Here is a 19,863-nt window from a genome sequence, read left to right as displayed (position 1 = left end):
TCCGGTCGTGCTCGGTCGTGGTGCCCGCGCCGCGCCGCTCGGCCGTTCCGCGGGAAGGCCCAGGATAGGCGGGCCGCGAGCCGGCGACGGGCTCCCGGGGCGACGCGGGTGCGTGCGTACGGGGCGGGTGCCCCGGGACGGGTTCGGGTCCCGGGGGCGGACGCCCCAGGACGGGTTCGGGTTACATGGGCGGACGCCCCGGAACGGGTTTCGGTCCCTCGGGGCGGGTGCCCCGGGACGGACTGCGGTCTCTTGGGCCCTACCCCCGCTCCGGCACCGCACGCCTTCCCTCCCCCTCCCCCGCCCATTTCCGGTGCCGGGGCCTGTCCCCGTACCTTTTCGGACATGAACCCCGTACGGACCGGCCCCTCGCGCCCCCTCACGCGCCGTCGGCGGCTCGGGTGGCCCCGGCGGGTGTTCTCGCAGGTCCTGCTGATGCAGCTGGCCGTCGCGACGGGGGTGACCGTCCTCGCCACCGGCCTGTTCCTGGCCCCGCTGAGCGCCCAGCTCGACGACCAGGCCATGCGGCGGGCCCTGGCCATCGCCGGGACCACCGCGTCGCCCCGGCTCGCCGCCGACCTCACCGCCGGACCGCCGTCCGCGCGGGGCCCGGTACAGGCGGAGGCCGAACGGGTGCGGACCTCCACGGGCGCCGAGTACGTCGTCGTCATGGACGTGCGCGGGGTCCGCTGGTCACACCCCGACCCCGTGCAGATCGGCAGGCGCGTCTCCACCGATCCGAGCGAGGCCCTGGCCGGGCGGGAGGTCATGGAGATCGACAGCGGCACCCTCGGCCGGTCGGCGCGCGGCAAGGTGCCGCTGCGCGACGCGGACGGGCGGACCGTCGGCGCGGTCTCCGTCGGCATCGAGTACGACAGCGTCCGCGACCGGCTCCTCGGCGCGATCCCCGGTCTCCTCGCCTACGCGGGCGGCGCGCTCGCCGCCGGGGCCCTGGCCGCGTACCTGATCTCCCGACGGCTCCAGCGGCAGACCCACGACCTGGCATTCTCGGACATCTCCGCGCTCCTCGCCGAACGCGAGGCCATGCTGCACGGCATCCGGGAGGGCGTGGTGGCCCTGGACCGCAACGGCTCCGTACGGCTCATGAACGACGAGGCGCAGCGGCTCCTCGGCCTCGGCCCCGAGGCGGCGGGGCGGCCGCTCGACGAGGTCCTCGGCCGGGGCCGTACCGCCGACGTCCTGGCGGGCCGGGTCACCGGCGAGGACCTGGTCACGGTCCGGGGGCACCGGGTGCTGATCGCGAACCGGATGCCCACGGACGACGGCGGCGCGGTGGCGACCCTCCGTGACCGCACCGAGCTGGAGCACCTCGGCCGCGAGCTGGACGCCACGCGGGGTCTCATCGACGCCCTGCGCGCCCAGGACCACGAGCACGCCAACCGGATGCACACCCTCCTCGGCCTCCTGGAGCTGGAGATGCACGAGGAGGCGGTGGAGTTCGTCACCGAGGTGGTCGGGGTGCACCGGGCCACCGCCGAGCAGGTCACCGAGAAGGTCCACGATCCGCTCCTGGCCGCGCTGCTCGTCGGCAAGGCCACCGTCGCCGCCGAGCGCGGCGTCTCGTTGCGGATCGCGCCGGACTCGCTGCTTCCGGACCGGCTGGTCGACCCGCGCGAACTGGTCACCGTCGTCGGCAACCTGGTCGACAACGCCCTGGACGCGGCCGTCGGGACCCCGGACGCCCGGGTCGGCGTCTCCTTCCGCTGCGAGGACCGTACGGTCGTGCTGCGGGTCTCGGACAGCGGCCCGGGGGTGCCGGAGGAGCGGCGCGAGCTGATCTTCACCGAGGGCTGGACGACGAAGGCCCTCCCGTCCCACGGGAAGCGGGGGCTGGGCCTCGCCCTGGTGCGCCGGCTCGCCGAGCGCCGGGGCGGCGGCGCGACCGTGGCCGGAGGCCCCGGCGGCGGGGCCGAGTTCACCGTCGTCCTCCCGGACGCCCTGAGCGACGCCCCGGCCGACGCCCCGGTCGTCCCGGAGCCCGCCGGGGAGGCGCGATGACCGACGTGCCCATCGACGTGCTCGTGGTGGACGACGACGTGCGGGTGGCGCGGATCAACGCCGCCTACGTCGCCAAGGTGCCCGGCTTCCGGGTCGTCGCCACCGCCCACTCGACCGCCGGTGCGCTCGCCGTCCTGGACGAGCGGCCGGTGGACCTGATCCTCCTGGACCACTACCTGCCGGACGAGAACGGCCTCGCGGCGGTGCGGAAGCTCCGCGCGCGCGGCCACCAGTGCGACGTGATCATGGTGACGGCGGCCCGGGACGTGGCCACCGTGCAGGCGGCGATGCGGCACGGCGCCCTCCAGTACCTGGTGAAGCCGTTCAACTTCGCCGGCCTGCGCGGGAAGCTGGAGGCGTACGCGACGCTCCGCCGCGCCCTAGCGGGCGGGGGCGAGGCCGAGCAGGCGGAGGTGGACCGCATCTTCGGGGCCCTGGCGGCGGGCTCCGTCGCCCCCGACCTGCCGAAGGGGCACTCCCCCACCACGGCCGAGCTGGTCCGGCAGGTGCTGCTCGCCGCCGACGGGCCGCTGTCCGCGCAGGAGATCGCCGAGCGGTCCGGCGTGAGCCGCCAGACCGCGCAGCGCTACCTCAAGCTCCTGGAGCGGACCGGCCGGGTGCGCCTGTCGCTCCGGTACGGCGAGACGGGCCGCCCCGAGCACCGGTACGCCTGGGCGAGTTCACCGCCCGCCGTCTGACGCCCCTTCCCGGCCCCCGTGTCCGTGCCCCGTCAGACCGCTCCCGCGCCGGTCAGTGCGCGGACCTCGGTCTCCGCGTGCCGTGCCTCGTCGGGCGGCTCGGTCGAGGTGACCGTGCCGACCCATCCGGCGAGGAAGCCGAGCGGGATGGAGACCACGCCCGGGTTCTGCAGCGGGAAGAGGTGGAAGTCGACGCCGGGGAAGAGCGATTCCGGGCTGCCGGAGACGACCGGCGAGACCAGGACGAGCAGGACGGCCGGGATCAGCCCGCCGTACACGGCCCAGACCGCGCCCCTGGTCGTGAACTTGCGCCAGAACAGCGAGTAGAGCAGCACCGGCAGGTTGGCGGAAGCCGCCACGGCGAAGGCCAGACCGACGAGGAAGGCCACGTTGAGGTCGCTGGCGAGCAGCCCGAGGCCGATCGCGGCGGCGCCGATCACCACCGCGGCGACCCGGGCCACGGCCACCTCGCTGTACTGCTTGGCGTGCTTGCGGCGCAGCGAGGCGTACAGGTCGTGGGCGACGGAGGCCGAGGAGGCGAGGGTGATCCCGGCGACGACGGCGAGGATGGTCGCGAAGGCGACGGCGGCGACGATCGCGAAGAGCACCGTGCCCCCGGTGGAGCCCGCGCCGCCCCCGAGGTCGAGCGCGAGCAGCGGTACGGCGGTGTTCCCGGCCGCGTTGGACGCCCGGACCTCGTCGGGGCCGATCAGGGCGGCGGCGCCGAAGCCGAGCACGATCGTCATCAGGTAGAAGCTGCCGATGAGCCCGATGGACCAGACGACGGAGCGGCGGGCGGCCCGGGCGGTCGGCACGGTGTAGAAGCGCGACAGGATGTGCGGCAGGCCGGCGGTGCCCAGGACCAGGGCGAGGCCGAGGCTGATGAAGTCGAGACGGGCCGTCCAGTCCCCGCCGTAGCGGAGCCCGGGGGCGAGGAAGTCCGTTCCGTGGCCGCTGCGTTCGGCCGCGGTGGAGAGCAGGCTGTTCACGTCGCCGTGGAAGCGGAACAGGACGAGGACGGTGAGCGCGACCGTGCCCGCCATGAGCAGGACCGCCTTGACGATCTGGATCCAGGTGGTGGCCCGCATGCCGCCGAGCGACACGTAGATCACCATCAGCGCGCCCACTCCGATCACCGTCCAGGACCGGGCCGCCTCGCTGGTGCCGCCGAGGAGCAGGGCGACCAGGCTTCCGGCGCCGACCATCTGTGCCACCAGGTACAGCACGGAGACGGCCACCGAGGACGTTCCGGCGGCGATCCGCACGGGCCGCTCGGCCATCCGGGCGGCGACGACGTCGGCCAGGGTGAACCGTCCGCAGTTGCGGACCAGTTCGGCGACGAGGAGGAGGACGACGAGCCAGGCGACGAGGAAGCCGACGGAGTACAGCATGCCGTCGTAGCCGTAGAGCGCGATCAGGCCGGAGATGCCGAGGAAGGACGCCGCCGACATGTAGTCGCCGGCGATGGCGAAGCCGTTCTCCATGGGCGAGAAGAGACGCCCTCCGGCGTAGAACTCCTCCGCCGAACCGCGCCGGCTGCGGCTCACCCAGGTGGTGATGCCCAGGGTCACGGCGACGAAGACGCTGAACAGCACGAGCGCCAGGGTCTGGTGGTCTCCGGTCACCGCCGCACCGCCCCTCGGGTCATCTCCTGCGTGTCCCAGCGCAGTTCGAGGGCCGCCCGGTCCCTGCGCAGCCGCGCGTGGCGCGCGTACGCCCAGGTGAGCAGGAAGGTGGTGAGGAACTGGCCGAGGCCCGCGACCATCGCCACGTTCACCGCTCCGGCGACCGGCCGGGCCATGAGCTCCGGCGCGGCGGTCGCCGCCACGACGTAGGCGAGGTACCAGGCCAGGAAGGCGAAGGTGGCGGGGAAGACGAACCGGCGGTAGCGGCGGCGCACTTCCTGGAAGGCGGGGCTCCGCTGGACCTCCAGATAGATCTCCGCCGCGCTGGGGACCCGCTGGCGCGGCACCGCGCCCGGGTGACCGTCGCCGGTCGTCCCGCTCTCCACCCGCCCGTCCCGGCCGGGGGTCGGCGCGTTGTCCCAGGGGTCGTCGACCGGCACCGCCGAAGCGCCGCGCCCCTCCTGCTTGTCCACCTGCTCCACCGGTCCAACTCTCCTTGTCAGCGAACCGTTTCGGCCGCGTGCACAAGGATGGACAGAGCGGGAACTTCCCGGACTCTTCTCCTCCCTCACTTCACCTCATCAGGTGACTCTTTTCCCAGGTGGCCTGACAAAACCGTGCTGATATGCGTACCGCACGGCCCGTGGGCGGAGCGTTCGGCCCCGCCCACGGACGGGTTCCTCAGGCGTCGATGCGCGAGCGGTCGAGAGTGGCCGCGGAGCTGGTGATGAACTCCTTGCGGGGGGCGACGTCATTGCCCATGAGGAGGTCGAAGACCTGCTCCGAGGCCTCCAGATCGCCGATGTTGATCCGGCGCAGGGTGCGGTGGCGCGGGTCCATCGTGGTCTCCGCGAGCTGGTCGGCGTCCATCTCGCCCAGACCCTTGTAGCGCTGGATGGAGTCCTTGTAGCGGACCCCCTTGCGCTGGAACTCGAGAAGGGTCTGCCGCAGCTCGTTGTCCGAGTACGTGTAGACGTACTTGTCCTGGCCCCGCTTCGGCTGGACGAGCTCGATGCGGTGCAGCGGCGGAACGGCGGCGAAGACCCGCCCCGCCTCGACCATGGGCCGCATGTACCGCTGGAAGAGCGTGAGCAGCAGCGTGCGGATGTGGGACCCGTCGACGTCGGCGTCGGTCATCATGATGACCTTGCCGTAGCGGGCCGCGTCGATGTCGAAGGTGCGGCCCGAGCCCGCTCCTATGACCTGGATGATCGCGCCGCACTCGGCGTTCTTGAGCATGTCCGCGACGGACGACTTCTGGACGTTGAGGATCTTGCCGCGGATCGGCAGCAGGGCCTGGAACTCGCTGTTGCGGGCGAGCTTGGCCGTGCCGAGGGCCGAGTCGCCCTCGACGATGAAGAGCTCGCTGCGCTCCACGTCGTCGCTGCGGCAGTCGGCCAGCTTGGCCGGCAGGGAGGAGGACTCGAGCGCGGTCTTCCTGCGCTGCGCCTCCTTGTGCTGGCGGGCCGCGATCCGGGTGCGGGCCGCGGCGACGGCCTTCTCCAGGACGGCGCGGGCCTGCGCCTTGGCGTCCCGCTTGGTGGAGGTGAGGAAGGCCTTGAGCTCCTTGGCCACCACGTTCGCCACGATCCGGCGGGCGGCGGAGGTGCCCAGGACCTCCTTGGTCTGGCCTTCGAACTGCGGCTCCGCGAGGCGCACGGTCACGACGGCCGTGAGCCCCTCCAGGGCGTCGTCCTTGACGATGTCGTCCTCGGCGACGCGCAGCATCTTGGCCGAGCGCAGCACCTCGTTCACCGTCCTGGTGACGGCCTGCTCGAAGCCGGAGACGTGGGTGCCGCCCTTGGGGGTGGCGATGATGTTGACGAAGGACTTGATCGTGCTGTCGTAGCCGGTGCCCCAGCGCAGGGCGACGTCGACGGCGAGCTCGCGGGTGACCTCGGTCGGGGTCATGTGGCCGCGCTCGTCAAGGACCGGGACGGTCTCCTTGAAGGTGCCCTGTCCGGTGAGGCGCTGGATGTCGCAGACGGCCCTGTCCTGCGCGAGGTACTCGCAGAACTCGCTGATGCCCCCGTCGAAGCGGAAGGTCTCCTCGCTCTTGCCGACCCCGGCCAGGTCCCGCTCGTCGCGGACGACGATGGTGAGCCCGGGGACGAGGAAGGCGGTCTGCCGGGCGCGCTGGTGGAGCGTCTCCAGGGAGAGCTTGGCGTCCTTGAGGAAGATCTGGCGGTCCGCCCAGTAGCGGACGCGGGTGCCGGTGCGGGTCTTGGGGATCCGCTTGCCCTTGCGGAGGCCGTTGGCCGGGTCGAAGGGGCTGTCGGGGCCCTGCTCCGTGAAGACGCCGGGGACGCCGCGGCGGAAGCTGATCGAGTGGGTGGCGCTGTTCCGGTCGACCTCGACGTCGAGGCGGGCCGACAGGGCGTTGACCACGGAGGCGCCGACGCCGTGCAGACCGCCGGACGCCGCGTACGAGCCGCCGCCGAACTTTCCGCCGGCGTGCAGCTTGGTCATGACGACCTCGACGCCCGAGAGGCCGGTCTTCGGCTCGACGTCGACGGGGATGCCCCGGCCGTTGTCCCGGACCTCGACGGAGCCGTCCTCGTGGAGGACGACCTCGATGTGGTCGCAGTAACCGCCGAGGGCCTCGTCGACCGAGTTGTCGATGATCTCCCAGATGCAGTGCATCAGGCCGCGGCTGTCGGTGGACCCGATGTACATGCCGGGGCGCTTGCGAACCGCTTCGAGCCCTTCCAGTACGAGCAGGTGCCGCGCGGTGTAGTTGGAACCGTCACGGTCTGCGGTCAGCAGCGCACTGGACGGCACGGACGTCTCGGCGGTCACGCGGTTCGCTCCTCGCTGAATTTGAAATCTGGCCCGGTGGGTAAGGCCCGGCGTCGGTCACCGGCTTCAGAGGGTACCGATGCCTGGTAGAGCCGTTGTCACGCCACCCTCCCCGGTTCCTCATGCTAGTCCAGCTTCGCATGTACGTTCGATCCCTCGATCGGGTGACGTGAACATCACGTTCCCTTCCAGGCATGAACCATTTAGGCTCCGGGCACGTCCTCATGAACAACCGGCAACCACGCCGGGAGGGCCTGACCGAGACAAGCAACGCGAAATCCGTAGAGCGACGCAATACGGCTCATTCGCCGCCAACCGGCAGCAGACAGCCACCTTGGAAGAAGTTTCAAGGAAAAGGCACGAGCGGGAACGTTTTCGGCCTGGTTGGATGTTGACCCTGGTACGACAGCTCGTCGAGCTAGAGAAGAGGCGACGTGACTACTGTTCTGACCCCCGCGAGCCCCCTGACGGCCGCTGACCGCTGCGACCGCTGCGGCGCCCAGGCTTACCTGCGTGTCGTCCTGACCAGCGGAGGTGACTTGCTCTTCTGCGCCCACCACGGACGTAAGTTCGAGCCGGAACTCAAGAAGATCGCCGTTGAGATACAGGATGAGACGGACCGGCTCACGGACGTGCCGGCCCGCACGGTGGGCGACGAGCACTGACGCCCCGCATCCACGACGAGCCCAGGGCCGGTCGCTGACCGGACGGCGGGCGGTCGCCCCCGTACTGCGGGGAGTGACCGCCCGTTCTCGTTTCCGGAACCTTCCGGGAGAGGCCTCGGGGCCGGGCCGCAGGAGCTTTTACGGCCCGGCCCCGAGGCCCTTCCCGAACACGTCTCAGAAGCGCTCCGGCAGCACCGTCGAGACGCGCGTGTAGACGCCCGGGTTCTCGGCCTCCCCGCAGCCGCTGCCCCAGGACACCAGGCCGATGAGAAGCCCCCCGGCCACCAGCGGGCCTCCGCTGTCCCCCTGGCACGCGTCCTTGCCGCCCTGCGGGTCGCCCGCGCACACCATCGTGTCGCCCCGGTACCGGACGCCGGAACCGCCCGGATACGCCCGCTCGCACGCCGTGTCCGGCAGCACCTGGACGCGCGCCGTCCGCAGCGCCGAGGCGTAACTCCCCCTGCCGGTCGTGTCCCCCCAGCCGTAGACGTCCGCCGCCGTACCGGGCGCGTACGCGGCGTCCTCCGGGCGGGCGACGCCGATCACGTACGACTCGGGCAGCGGGCTCACCAGCGTCAGGACCGCCAGATCGCCCGAGTTGGTCGTCGGGTCGTAGTCGGGGTTGATCCACGTGTCGGAGACCCGCACCTCCTGGCCGCCCTGGCCGCGCAGCGAGGCACGGCCGGCGATGACCGCGAAGTCGCGCACCTCCCACGGCTCGCCGCCCAGCACCTCCCGGCCCAGACAGTGGGCCGCCGTGAGCACCTTGGTGGGTGCGACGACCACGCCTCCGCAGAACTGCCCCGCGCGCGTACCCCCGAACCGGTCACGGCTGGACAGCGCCACGACCCACGGCGCGTCCGCGATCCCGACCTGGCGGCCGCCCACCACGACGCTGTCGGCGACCACGGGGGCGGCGAGGGCGAGGTGTCCCGCCGCCGCGGTGATCAGTCCCAGAGCACCCGTCAATGCTCGGGTGAGGGAACCACGCATGGAGCCTCCTGACTCTCCGGTGATGTCGGTTCACCCAGCGTCCAGCACCCGGAGCCGCGCCGCACACCCGAAGGGCCCGGCTCCCCCTTTCGGGGAGCCGGGCCCTTCGCGTACCGCCGTGTGCCTCGTACGGATCTTCGGATCCGTACCGGGGCGGGTGTGCCGATCGCGTCAGTCGAGGTAGTCGCGGAGCACCTGCGAGCGCGACGGGTGACGGAGCTTCGACATCGTCTTCGACTCGATCTGGCGGATCCGCTCGCGCGTCACGCCGTAGACCTTGCCGATCTCGTCCAGCGTCTTCGGCTGGCCGTCGGTGAGGCCGAAGCGCATCGAGACGACGCCCGCCTCGCGCTCGGAGAGGGTGTCGAGGACGGAGTGCAGCTGCTCCTGGAGGAGCGTGAAGCTCACCGCGTCGGCCGGGACGACCGCCTCGGAGTCCTCGATGAGGTCGCCGAACTCGCTGTCGCCGTCCTCACCCAGCGGGGTGTGGAGGGAGATCGGCTCACGGCCGTACTTCTGGACCTCGATGACCTTCTCCGGGGTCATGTCGAGCTCCTTGGCCAGCTCCTCCGGGGTGGGCTCGCGGCCCAGGTCCTGGAGCATCTGGCGCTGCACGCGTGCGAGCTTGTTGATGACCTCGACCATGTGCACCGGGATACGGATGGTGCGGGCCTGGTCGGCCATGGCGCGGGTGATCGCCTGACGGATCCACCAGGTGGCGTACGTGGAGAACTTGTAGCCCTTGGTGTAGTCGAACTTCTCGACGGCACGGATCAGACCCAGGTTGCCCTCCTGGATCAGGTCCAGGAAGAGCATGCCGCGGCCGGTGTAGCGCTTGGCCAGGGAGACCACCAGACGGAGGTTGGCCTCCAGGAGGTGGTTCTTGGCCCGGCGGCCGTCCTCGGCGATGATCTCCAGCTCGCGCTTGAGCTTCGGCGCGAGCTTGTCCGAGTTGGCGAGCTTGTCCTCGGCGAACAGACCGGCCTCGATGCGCTTGGCGAGTTCGACCTCCTGCTCGGCGTTGAGCAGCGGGACCTTGCCGATCTGCTTGAGGTAGTCCTTGACCGGGTCGGCGGTGGCGCCGGCGACCGCGACCTGCTGCGCCGGAGCGTCGTCCTCGTCCTCGTCGGACAGCACGAAGCCCTTGGTCTCGCCCTCGGTCTCCTCGTCCTCGCCCTTGCCGGGAGCGACGTCCTCGAGGAGCTCCTCGCCCTCGATGAGCTCTTCGGCGTCCTTCTTGGACGTGGTCTTCTTGGCCGCCGTCTTCTTGGCGACGGTCTTCTTGGCCGCCGTCTTCTTGGTGGCGGTCTTCTTCGCGGCCGCCTTCTTGGCGGTCGAACCGGCCTCGTCGGCCGGGTCGGCGCCTTCGGCGGCGGGGGCCGCGGCCGGGACGGCGGACTTCGTCACGGTCGCCCTGGCGGTGACGGTCTTGGTGGCGGTGCGCTTGGCCGGGCTCTTCGCTGCGACGCTCTTGCGGGCGCGCTTCGGCGACTCCGCTGCACTGACCATCAGCGTCACACCCTCTTCCTCGAGGATCTGATTGAGGCTGCGCAGAACATTCTTCCACTGGGTTGGCGGAATCTGGTCAGCCTCGAAGGCCCGACGCACGTCATCGCCGGCGATCTGCCCATCAGCCTTTCCCCGCTCGATGAGCGCCATCACAGACTCGGACTCGGCGATCTCCGGCGGGAGCGTACGGGATGTGCTGGCCGACACGAACAACCTCTCGGAACGATGGAAACGGCTTCCGGCCCCGCCCTGGATCGGACTGGAGCCGACGACCGTCGACGGGGGATGTGCCGACGGCGCGGGCTGGACCGGGGAACTGCACAGCGCCTCCGTCGGCTGCTGTATTCCTTCCTCGGCTGTCACCTCTTAGGTCATCGCACGGCTCGGAGGAGTGTTACGCCCAATCTTCGTGGCCCGAGTCACACCTCATTTGCGACGAAACTTCCAGACAGGTCTATCTGCTCACTTTTGCGCCGTCGAAACCCGGGCGCCGTCTCGGGACGGCCCTGTCGGGCTCCCCGGACGGCGCCCGGATCCGGCGACACGCGGCGCGTGCGCCCCTTCGCTCCCGGCCACGGCCCGGCGGTCAGTGTTCGCGGGGAGCCGGGACGACACGCTCCACCTCGGGGTGGACCGTGAGGAGCTGCCGCATGGCCGCCTCGGCGCCCTGCGCGTCGCCGGTGGCGAGCGCGTCCACGATCCGTGCGTGGTGGGCGAGGCAGGCCTCGCTCGGCCGGTCGCAGCCGGTGGCCGGGCCGCCGGAGACCTGGAGTGCGGCGGCGACGATGCCGGAGAGGTGCTCCAGCATGCGGTTCCCGGCGAGCTGGATGAGGAGGGAGTGGAACTCGGTGTCGGCCCGGGAGAAGGTGACGGCGTCGCCCTGGGCGAACGCGTGCCCCATGATCTCGACCATGTCGGCGAGGCGCTGCTGCACGTCCTCGCGGCCGTGCCCGGCGGCGAGGCGGGCGGCCAGGGGCTCGATCGTCCAGCGCAGCTCGTTCAGCTCGCGGCGCTGGTCCTCCCGCTGCGGGCCGAAGGCACGCCACTCGATGATGTCGGGGTCGAGGAGGTTCCAGTCGCTGACGGGCCGGACCCGGGTGCCGACGTTGGGCCGGGCGCTGACGAGCCCCTTGGCCTCGAGGACGCGGAGCGACTCGCGCACGACGGTGCGCGAGACCTCGAACCGCTGGCCGATCTCCTCGGGGACGAGCGGACGGTCGGCGCCGAGGTCACCGGAGACGATCATCTGACCGAGCTGCTGGACGAGCTGCCCGTGCAGCCCGCGCCCCCGGTTGCCGGCGCTCCTGCGGCCGACGCGGCCCAGGTCGGTCTCCACCCCCTCCCAGGAGGAGGGGCCCGCGCGGCCGGCGGCGGGGGCCTCCGCGTAGGGGTAGCGGTCGAGATCGCCCGGGGTGCCGAGGCCGGAGTCGACGGAGCGGGCGGCGGTCATCATGGTGTGCGCAAGGGTACTCACGCATCCTTTGTCGGCGCTGCTTCCAGGGCCCTTGAGGTCTTTGGTGAAAAGCACACGAAAGGGTGATCGGCACCCCTTACACAATTGACGATTAATGGGACATAACGCGCATAATGCAGGGCAGTTGACGGCGGCCCGGAACCTTTCGGTCCGCACATGGTCACCAACGGGCCCTGCGGCGAAGGCCGGTGAACAGATAAGCGCAGAACAGTCCCGTCAACGTCAGGGAGAGCGCCACCCCCGCGGGCTGCCCGAGCACCCGCAGCCCCCCGGTCAGCCAGCGGTCCACGCCCGGGGGCCAGTGCGGGCCCGCGAACTCGCGCAGCCGCGCCGGGAGTCCGGCGGCCGACCGCATCGAAGGGCCCGTCAGCACCGTCTGCAGCAGCGGAACGAAGGCAACCGGCACGGCGAGGACGGCCGCCACCCCGGCCGCGGCGGCCCGGAACACACCGGCGCCGAGCACCCCGGCCCAGGCGCAGCCGACGACCAGGCCCAGCCAATTCGCGCAGAGAATCGGCCATTTCCCCGGTACGGGGATCAACTCGGCTCCGTAGAAGAGCCGCAGGGCTCCCAGGTCGACCGCCACGACGAGCGTGCCGAGCCCGAGGGCGACGACCGCCGCCACGGCGAGCTTCGCGAGCAGCAGGCCCGGTCTGCGGGGCACGGTTCCACGGCCCGTGGTGAGCGCGGGGTAGCGGTACTCCTCCGCGAAGGAGAAGGCGCCGAGCAGTCCGGCCCCCAGCGCGGCGGGCGGCAACGGGGAGATCGCGGGCCAGCCGGCGAGGACGGCGGGCAGTGCGGCACGGCCGCCCCGCCCGAGGAGCAGGGCGAGCGTCACGGAGACGAGGACGACGCCCGCCACGACGAGCGATGTGGAGGGCACGCCCAGGAGCCGGCGGACCTCGTAGCGGAGCGGGCGCAGGGGGGAGCGCATCGGCCGGCGGCGAGCGGTCGGCCGCTCCGCCGGTACGCCGTGGCGGGCGGGGGGCGAGGCGATTTCCCGCGAGGTGGACGCGGTTGCCCATGGCTCGGCGGCCGGCTCCCGGGAGGTGCCGCTTCCCTCGATCCCCTGCACGCTCCTCGCGGTGCCGGTGTCGCCCGTCTCTTCGGCGAGACGGTGGACCGGTACGCCGTGTCGGAAGGCCGTGTCGCCGACGGACGCGCAGTCGCTGCCGTAGACGGACAGCCGGTTGCCGTCCTCCGCGACCACCTCCACCGGCCGCCGGGCGGCCCTCGCCTCCTGGGTGACGGCCGCGGCCAGGCGCGCGGCGTGCGGGGTGCGGACGGTGACCCGGGGGCGCAGCCGGGTGCGGGCGAACTCGGCGGCCTCCTGGGCGGCGACGAGTCTGCCGCCGTCGAGGGTGACGACCCGATCGGCGTTGCGGGCCGCGTCCTTGGGGTCCGCCGTGGTGTAGAGCACGGTGCCGCCCTCGGCAGCGTGGGCGCGCAGGAACCCGTAAAGCCACGCACTCTCGGACGCGGAGAGACCGGCACCCGGCTCGTCGAGCAGCAGGGTGTGAGGAGAGCCCAACAGGGCGGAGGCGAGGCCGAGTCGGCGGTCCGCGCCGATCGGCAGGGTGCCGAGCGGCCGGCGTTCCAGGCCGACGAGGCCCACGCTCCGCAGCAGTTCCTCGGCCCGCGAGACCGGGACCCCCGTGGCGGCGCAGAGCATCCGGAGCTGGCCCCCGAGCGTGCGGGAGGGGTGGCCGGGAACGTCACCGAGGAGCACGCCGACCTCGCGGGGAGGGTGGGCGATGCGGTGCAGCGGCCGACCGCGGAAATAGGTGATCCCGCGCCCCGGCTCGAGTTCGAGCATGAGCCGGAGGGCGGTGGTCTTGCCGGAGCCCGAGGGGCCGAGGAGGGCGGTCACGGCGCCCGGCCGGGCCTCGAAGGTCAGATCGTCCACGGCGGGCGGGCGATCGCTGCGGGGAGTGCTGGTCAGTCCGATTGCCTGGAGCATCGCTTCTCTCGCGGTAGGTGGCACCGCTCCGCGGCAGGGCGGCGATACCGCAGCAAGATAACGCTACATTTCGGACTTTTCTCGCAGGGTTGACGCTCTGGGGTGCCGGAGGCTCCCTTCCTCAGACCTCGGGGCGCAGCATGGGCGGGTTGAGCAGGGTGGCCCCACCGGCCCTGAAGAGCTGGGCCGGGCGCCCGCCCTGACGGGTCGTGGTGCCACCGGCCGGGACCAGAAAACCGGGCGTGCCGGTCACCTTGCGGTGGAAGTTGCGCGGGTCCAGGGCCACGCCCCAGACGGCCTCGTAGACGCGCCGCAGCTCTCCGACCGTGAACTCCGGCGGGCAGAAGGCCGTGGCCAGGGAGGAGTACTCGATCTTGGAACGAGCGCGCTCCACTCCGTCGGCGAGGATCCGGGAGTGGTCGAAGGCGAGCGCCCCCGCTCCCCCGGCGCCGGCGGCCGCGTCCTCCCCGAGCAGTTCTTCGACGGGGGCCCAGCGGGCGCTGTTGGCGTCGCCGCCCGCCCTGGGCGCGGGCAGGTCCGGGGCGAGGGCCAGGTGCGCGACGCTCACCACGCGCATCCGGGGATCCCGGTCGGGCGCCCCGTACGTGGCCAGCTGTTCCAGGTGCGCACCGTTGCTCGGCACGGGGGCCGGGGCGGCCGGGTCGTAGGCGCGGAGGCCGGTCTCCTCGACCAGCTCGCGCGCCGCCGCGGCGCCGAGGTCCTCCTCCGCCCGTACGAAGCCGCCGGGCAGGGCCCAACGGTCCTGGAACGGCGCCTCTCCCCGCCGTACGACCAGGGTGCAGAGCGCGTGACGCCGCACGGTGAGCACGACCAGATCGACGGTGACGGCGAAGGGCGGAAAGGCCGACGGGTCGTAGGGAGGCATGCCGCGATCATAGTCGTCTTCCTGACGATAAACACGCCCCGCGGGATCTTCGGCGACGGCTTCTCCGCCATGTCCCCCGGTGCGCCGCGACGCATCCCTCGTGTCCGTACCCGTCATCCCGTCACACCCCCAGCTGAAGACCGTCCGCGGCCTCCTCGACCATACCGAGACCGAGCCCGCTCACCCGCACGGCGAACGGCTCGCCCGCGACCACGAGCCCCGACAGACGGATCGCCCCGAGGGGCACGGAGGGCAGCGGGTGCACCGAGACGGACCGGCCGGGCGCGTCGGGCCGGATCCCGGCGAGGGCGAGAAGGGCGTGGACCGCCCCGGCGGCAGCGACGGCCGCAGGCCGGCACGCGGCCGGGTGGGGCACCGGGCGCCCGCCCGTCGTCCGTTGCTCGCCCGCGTACATCTCGGGGAGCCGGTATCCGAAGGCCTCCGCCGCGTCGAGCAGTCCCCGCAATAGGGAGGCGGCTTCCTTCCCGTGTCCCGCGGCGGCGAGGCCGGCCACGGCTACCGCCGTGTCGTGCGTCCGCACCGCGCCCGTCCGGTGGCCGAAAGGGTTGTGGTCCGGTTCCTTGGCGCCCAGGCCGCGCAGTCCCCATCCGGAGTCGAGGGCCGGGGTGCCGAGCAGCCTGGCCACCCGCTCGGTCTCCGCCGCGTCCAGCAGGCCCTGCGCGTACCGTCCGCCGCCCAGCAGCCCGGTGTCGAGCAGATGCGCCGCCCAGCCGCCCGGCCGGTGCCGGGTCCCGCCGTCCGCCGTGCGGGCGAGGACGGGGCCGCCCGCCCGGTCGTCGGTCCAGAACGCGCGCCGGAACCGCTCGCGCAGTGTCCCCGCCGCGTCGCGCAGCGCGTCACCACCGGGTCTTCCGCAGGAGTCGAGGAGGTCCGCGCCGAGCAGCGCCGCCCGGTGCGCGTGCGCCTGCGTCTCGGCCCATCGGGGTCTGGTGGGTCCCGGGTCCGGCACGAGGCCGTCCGCGCCGACGACGCGGCGCAGCCATTCGAGGCAGCGCTCCGCGACGGGCAGCAGTTCCTCCAGGTCCGTCGACGCCACTCCCCAGCGGCGGGCCTCGGCGAGCACGGACGGGAAGGCGAGCGTGGCCTCGATACCCGTGCAGCGGGGTGGAAGGCGCGGGCCGGCGTCCCTGAGGAGCCCCGGGAAGCGGCCCGACTCTGTTCCGTCGCCGGCGAGTTGGGTGCGGCCGATGGCACGCAGCGTGGTGACGGCGAGCCGGGTGCCGAGGGGAAGGGCCATCCGGGCCGCCCAGAGCGCCTCGGCGGTGACCGGTCCGCAGCGCCAGGGAACGCCGGCGGCGAGGTACACGTCCGCGGAGTGCTCCGGGGTGCGCTGGAGCAGGGCCCGCAGGTCCTCGACGGATGTACGCAGCAGTTCTCCGGGACGTGGGTCGTCGGCCTCGGCCCGAACCTCGGCGAGGAGGTGACCGCCCGGTCGGCCGGGGCGCGCTCCCGAGGCGCCCGCTGGACGGGCCGCCGCCTCTCCTCGGATGCGAAGCCTGATCGTGAAAGCGGTTCCGGGAGCCAACTCGGCCTCCCAGCGCAGGACTCCCGCCGCCGCCAGGGAGTCCGTGGGCGCCGGGTCCGCGGTGACGGTGGCCGACCGGCCGTCGCTTCCGGTCCAGCGCAGTCCGGTTCCGTGGACGCTTGCCGCGAGCTCTGGTCCGGGCTTGCCGGTCGCCACCGCGCCCAGGTCCGCGAGATCCGTGCCCAGAGCGAGCTCCACCGGGAGCCGGAGGGGACGGCCGACGGTGCTCCGCAGGGTGACCCGCTCGGTGCCGTCGGCGCTCCGCGTGCGTTCGACGGTGAGACCGGGGTCGGGTCCGGCTTCTCCGGGGACGCGCAGAACGCCGAGGAAGACCGCCCGTTCGGCGGACACCATGCGGCCCTGGAGGGCGACGGGCTCACGGCCCGCCACCCGGAGGACACAGCGGGAGAGGAGTCGCCGTCCCGCCGCGTACACGCCTTCCGGTCCCTCTCCGGTGAGCTGTCCGTGCTCGGAGCAGACGGCGAGGGCGGGCAGGGCGACGCAGACGAGCGCGCCGTGCACCGGTGGGAGTTCCACCGGACGTGCCACGCGCGGAAGCGGGCTGCCGGGGACATGGCCGGTCGGGTGGCCGGCGGGGCGGCCGGGGGCCGGGACGGTGCTGGGGGCCATGGCGGGTGCGGGATGCTCTCTGTGCGGACCGGGCGGCCGGCGGAGTGTCGGCGGCACGGTGCGTGCGCCTCCGCCAGAGAGCTGAACGCGTTCGCGGACGGCCGGGTCACGGTCGTCACCGGCCGCTCCTGCTGCCGCGCTGTCCGCCGTGGCGCGGGGAGCCGTTTCCCGGCCGGTCGGCGGCGGGACCGCCGGGCCGGACTCCGGCCGCCGCGCGCCGGTCCCGCGTTCCGGTCTGCCGACCGGCCCTGCCGAGGGCGGAGCGGGTGCCCTGCCGGTGGGACGCGCGCATCCGGACCCTCCGGGAGGACGCCGGGGCGATCTGCTCCGAGGCGGTCCGGGAGTCCCGCTCGCTCCTCAGGCAGGAGCGGAGCGATTCGGGGTCGAGGCCCTCGTTGCACGCCTGGTGGAGCAGCTGGGCGAAGACGTATTCGGGATCGGCGCCGAGCGCGAGCCCGAGGGCGACCCGGGCCGTCGGCTCGTCGCCGGTGGACCAGGCCGTCCAGCCCACGAGGGTGAGGGGCGCGGCGGCGTGCTCCTGGTAGGGGGTGACACAGCGCCGGGCCAGTACGCGCCAGAGCCGCAGGGCGGCGGTGCCCTCCCAGCCTTCCATCCATTCGGCGGCACGGTCCCGGGTGACCCGGTCCTGGAGGCCGAGGATCAGCGCGGCGGCCTCTTCGGGCGTGATCAGGGCGTCGTCGGCCGCATCCCTCTCGCTCGTGTCGACGAGGTTCCTTCCGGGGATCGTCACGCCCGGCGGATTGGCCGTGTTCGCCGACGGCTTCGGAGCCTTCGAAGCCGTCCGGGTCTCCGGGGACATCGCGGTCTCCGGGAACTTCGCGGACTTCGGGGACTTCAGAGGCTTCGGATTGGCGAACCGGCGGAGGATCTCGCGGGCGAGGCGCAGGGTCTCCTCTCGCACGTTCACCCGTCCCTGCTCCTCGGAGCCTTCGAGGATCCGGGGGACGATCGAGGCGGCGGCCGCGTCGAGCGCGGCCCGCTGCTCTTCCTCCCCGGGTCCACCGGCCGGCTTCAGCCTGGCCTCCATGTCCCGCAGGGTGCCCCGCACCTGCATTCCGGCGTACGCGGCGGTCGCCGCCATCACCGTCGTGCCGCTGAGCGCGAGCGGGGTGCCGTCGGGCGGGCAGCAGCGTGCGTCGGGGCAGCAGTAGGAGAAGTAGAGGCCGTCGGAGATGCAGAGGACTTCGTAGACGGGGATGTCGAGGGCGCCGCAGGCGGTGCGCAGCCGCTGTGAGAAGGGGCGCAGTCGCTCCATGACGTGGCGGCCCGTCTCACCGGGGGCCGGGTCCTGGCAGAGGAAGACGACGACGCCGTCCGGGCGGGCGCCGGACCGGGCTCCTCCCTCGACGAGGCATTCGGCGAGGTGGTCGGCGGTGGACGCCCATTCGCGGGGCGAGCTCGGGATGCCGAGCCTGACCCGGCCGCCGAAACGGCCCCGTTCGCCGTGGAGGCCGACCAGGACGACGGAGTCGGTGGGGTGGAACCCCAGCATGAACGGCAGGGCGTCGGCCAGTTCGGCCGGGCCTCGCAGGGTGATCTGCTGGGTACGGGAGGGTCCGCTGTTTTCGTGGCGATTCGCGTTCATGGCGAGGACGTTCTCGCGTTCTCCCGAAATCCGAAACCCCTGTGGATAACTCATGGATCGCGGCATCCGCCGCTCTTCGGAGTTATCCACAGATTGGCTCTTCGGTGCCCACGATGTCCGAGGCGCCGGGTTGCATGGAGGTATGACTCACACGACTCTCTCGAAGATCCGATCGCGCTGCGAGGCGGTGCGGGCCGCGTTCGTCCGGTTCCGCCGGGGTGGCGGGAATGCGGCCCTTCCCCGGTGCGACGGACCCGTTTCGACCCCCTGTTCGGGCAGGATGGCAGGCGATCTGCGACCTACACCGAGGAGCGCCCATGCAGGTGACTCAGGATCAGGTACTCGCCTGGCGGCTGCAAAGGCAGAGCCTCGCGCCCCGGCGGACGGCTTCTGTCTCGGAGCTGGTGCGGGAGCTCGCGGGGGTGCAGGCGCAGGTGGCCTCGTCCGCGGAGCTCGCCCTCGCCACCCGGCAGCGGAGGCCGGAGGCCGGTGCCGTGCAGAAGGCCCTCGACGCCCGCGAGGTGGTCAAGACCTGGGTCATGCGGGGCACGCTCCACCTGGTGGCGGCCGAGCACATGGCGGCCTACCTGTCGCTGATGGCGGCGGCGCGGACCTGGGAGAAGCCCGCCTGGCAACGGGCGTTCGGGGTCACGCCGACGCAGATGACGGCTCTCGGCGAGGCCGTCGACGAGGTTCTCGCCGGCAGGACCCTCACCCGCCAGGAGCTCACCGAGGCCTTGGTGGCCCGCGAGGGTTTCGCCGCCCTGGAGGCGCAGTTGACGTCCGGCTGGGGAACGGTGCTCAAACCGTTGGCCTGGACGGGGAAGCTGTGCCACGGCCCGAACCAGGGCAACCGCGTCACCTTCGCCTCGCCGCGCGACCGGGTGCCCGGCTGGTCCGGGACGGTCGAGCCGGAGGAGGCGGTTCGGACCGTGATCCCCGCGTACCTCGGGGCGCACGGACCCGCGACCCCGGAGACCTTCGACGCCTGGCTGACGCGCAACGCGCACCGCAAGACGGCGGTGCGGGGCTGGTTCGCCTCGCTCGGCGAGGAGCTGGCAAAGGTGGAGGTGGACGGAACGGCGTGCTACCTGCGCGCCGAGGACGTGGACGCGCTGGCGGCGACCAGACCGTCGGAGGAGGTGCGGCTGCTGGCAGGGTTCGACCAGTACGTGCTGGGGCCCGGCACGTCCGACACGCGCATCCTGCGGGCGGAGCGCCGCAAGGCGGTGAGCCGTACGTCCGGGTGGATCACGCCCGTGGTGGTGTACCGGGGGCGGGTCGCCGGGGTATGGGAGATCACCGAGGAGACCGTGGACGTGCAGCTGTTCTCCGAGAGCCCCGAGGTGCCGAAGGAGGCGCTGGAGGCCGAGGTCGGGCACCTGGAGGTGTGCAACGGCCGGTCGTACGCGATGTCGGTGCGAACGATCTGAGGCCTCTTCGAGGCGAACGG

At 72.6% G+C, this 19,863-nt stretch carries 14 protein-coding genes; 4 read left to right on the top strand and 10 right to left on the bottom strand.

The window, feature by feature from the left end; genetic code table 11:
* The first annotated feature begins 345 nt into the window (after window positions 1-345).
* Complete coding sequence (locus CP977_RS25905; RefSeq protein WP_152370888.1) at window positions 346-2,019, top strand: ATP-binding protein; 1,674 nt, start codon at window positions 346-348, stop codon at window positions 2,017-2,019.
* Complete coding sequence (locus CP977_RS25900; RefSeq protein ID WP_062751850.1) at window positions 2,016-2,717, top strand: DUF7342 family protein; 702 nt, start codon at window positions 2,016-2,018, stop codon at window positions 2,715-2,717. The genes CP977_RS25905 and CP977_RS25900 overlap by 4 nt, the downstream gene beginning before the upstream one ends.
* A gap of 32 nt (window positions 2,718-2,749) precedes the next feature.
* On the opposite strand, the gene CP977_RS25895 is transcribed toward CP977_RS25900, so the two are convergent.
* The 3 genes from CP977_RS25895 to CP977_RS25885 form a co-directional block, all read right to left on the bottom strand.
* Entirely contained in the window at window positions 2,750-4,342 is a 1,593-nt protein-coding gene (locus CP977_RS25895; RefSeq protein WP_062751851.1) for a solute symporter family protein, read from the bottom strand.
* On the bottom strand, window positions 4,339-4,824 hold the full coding sequence (locus CP977_RS25890) for a DUF485 domain-containing protein (protein WP_229991760.1): 486 nt from the start codon (window positions 4,822-4,824) through the stop codon (window positions 4,339-4,341). The genes CP977_RS25895 and CP977_RS25890 overlap by 4 nt, the downstream gene beginning before the upstream one ends.
* Before the next feature lie 199 nt (window positions 4,825-5,023).
* Window positions 5,024-7,141: a DNA gyrase/topoisomerase IV subunit B gene (locus CP977_RS25885; protein WP_062751852.1), complete on the bottom strand. Its 2,118-nt coding sequence runs from the start codon at window positions 7,139-7,141 to the stop codon at window positions 5,024-5,026.
* 434 nt (window positions 7,142-7,575) lie between these two features.
* Here CP977_RS25885 and CP977_RS25880 point away from each other — a divergent pair, with 434 nt between their 5' ends.
* Entirely contained in the window at window positions 7,576-7,806 is a 231-nt protein-coding gene (locus CP977_RS25880) for a DUF7455 domain-containing protein (RefSeq protein ID WP_030211728.1), read from the top strand.
* A 174-nt stretch (window positions 7,807-7,980) separates the two neighbouring features.
* Here CP977_RS25880 and CP977_RS25875 read toward each other — a convergent pair whose 3' ends face one another.
* The 7 genes from CP977_RS25875 to CP977_RS25845 all read right to left on the bottom strand — a co-directional run bounded on the left by CP977_RS25875 (window position 7,981) and on the right by CP977_RS25845 (window position 18,410).
* Window positions 7,981-8,799 carry a serine protease gene (locus CP977_RS25875; protein WP_152370887.1) on the bottom strand — a complete coding sequence of 273 codons (819 nt, stop codon included), beginning with the start codon at window positions 8,797-8,799 and terminating at the stop codon, window positions 7,981-7,983.
* 171 nt (window positions 8,800-8,970) lie between these two features.
* Window positions 8,971-10,515, bottom strand: coding sequence for an RNA polymerase sigma factor (locus tag CP977_RS25870; RefSeq protein WP_152370886.1), 1,545 nt, complete (start codon window positions 10,513-10,515; stop codon window positions 8,971-8,973).
* A 379-nt stretch (window positions 10,516-10,894) separates the two neighbouring features.
* Window positions 10,895-11,782 (bottom strand): FadR/GntR family transcriptional regulator, encoded by an 888-nt coding sequence (locus CP977_RS25865; protein WP_079130998.1) that lies wholly within the window; start codon window positions 11,780-11,782, stop codon window positions 10,895-10,897.
* Between the two features lie 160 nt (window positions 11,783-11,942).
* A complete protein-coding gene (locus CP977_RS25860) occupies window positions 11,943-13,742 on the bottom strand; it encodes an ATP-binding cassette domain-containing protein (protein WP_152370885.1) in 1,800 nt (599 codons plus the stop codon).
* Between the two features lie 121 nt (window positions 13,743-13,863).
* Window positions 13,864-14,628 carry an NUDIX hydrolase gene (locus CP977_RS25855; RefSeq protein ID WP_152370884.1) on the bottom strand — a complete coding sequence of 255 codons (765 nt, stop codon included), beginning with the start codon at window positions 14,626-14,628 and terminating at the stop codon, window positions 13,864-13,866.
* A 121-nt stretch (window positions 14,629-14,749) separates the two neighbouring features.
* Window positions 14,750-16,804, bottom strand: coding sequence for a glycogen debranching N-terminal domain-containing protein (locus tag CP977_RS25850; protein WP_152370883.1), 2,055 nt, complete (start codon window positions 16,802-16,804; stop codon window positions 14,750-14,752).
* A gap of 115 nt (window positions 16,805-16,919) precedes the next feature.
* Window positions 16,920-18,410 (bottom strand): DUF4192 domain-containing protein, encoded by a 1,491-nt coding sequence (locus CP977_RS25845; RefSeq protein WP_152370882.1) that lies wholly within the window; start codon window positions 18,408-18,410, stop codon window positions 16,920-16,922.
* 317 nt (window positions 18,411-18,727) lie between these two features.
* Between CP977_RS25845 and CP977_RS25840 the strand changes: the two genes are divergently transcribed.
* Window positions 18,728-19,843: a winged helix DNA-binding domain-containing protein gene (locus CP977_RS25840; protein ID WP_152370881.1), complete on the top strand. Its 1,116-nt coding sequence runs from the start codon at window positions 18,728-18,730 to the stop codon at window positions 19,841-19,843.
* Window positions 19,844-19,863 lie beyond the last annotated feature (20 nt).

This window comes from Streptomyces cinereoruber, assembly GCF_009299385.1.
Lineage (GTDB): Bacteria > Actinomycetota > Actinomycetes > Streptomycetales > Streptomycetaceae > Streptomyces > Streptomyces bikiniensis.
Note: the sequence above shows the minus strand (reverse complement) of the source record. Positions and strands in the feature narration are given on the sequence as shown.

What these genes read in the sequence shown, in the direction of transcription:
- CP977_RS25850 (WP_152370883.1), bottom strand. Translation starts at nt 16,804, where the DNA reads ATGGCCCCCAGCACCGTCCCGGCCCCCGGCCGCCCCGCCGGCCACCCG.
- CP977_RS25905 (WP_152370888.1), top strand. Translation starts at nt 346, where the DNA reads ATGAACCCCGTACGGACCGGCCCCTCGCGCCCCCTCACGCGCCGTCGG.
- CP977_RS25875 (WP_152370887.1), bottom strand. Translation starts at nt 8,799, where the DNA reads ATGCGTGGTTCCCTCACCCGAGCATTGACGGGTGCTCTGGGACTGATC.
- CP977_RS25845 (WP_152370882.1), bottom strand. Translation starts at nt 18,410, where the DNA reads ATGAACGCGAATCGCCACGAAAACAGCGGACCCTCCCGTACCCAGCAG.
- CP977_RS25900 (WP_062751850.1), top strand. Translation starts at nt 2,016, where the DNA reads ATGACCGACGTGCCCATCGACGTGCTCGTGGTGGACGACGACGTGCGG.
- CP977_RS25855 (WP_152370884.1), bottom strand. Translation starts at nt 14,628, where the DNA reads ATGCCTCCCTACGACCCGTCGGCCTTTCCGCCCTTCGCCGTCACCGTC.
- CP977_RS25860 (WP_152370885.1), bottom strand. Translation starts at nt 13,742, where the DNA reads ATGCTCCAGGCAATCGGACTGACCAGCACTCCCCGCAGCGATCGCCCG.
- CP977_RS25840 (WP_152370881.1), top strand. Translation starts at nt 18,728, where the DNA reads ATGCAGGTGACTCAGGATCAGGTACTCGCCTGGCGGCTGCAAAGGCAG.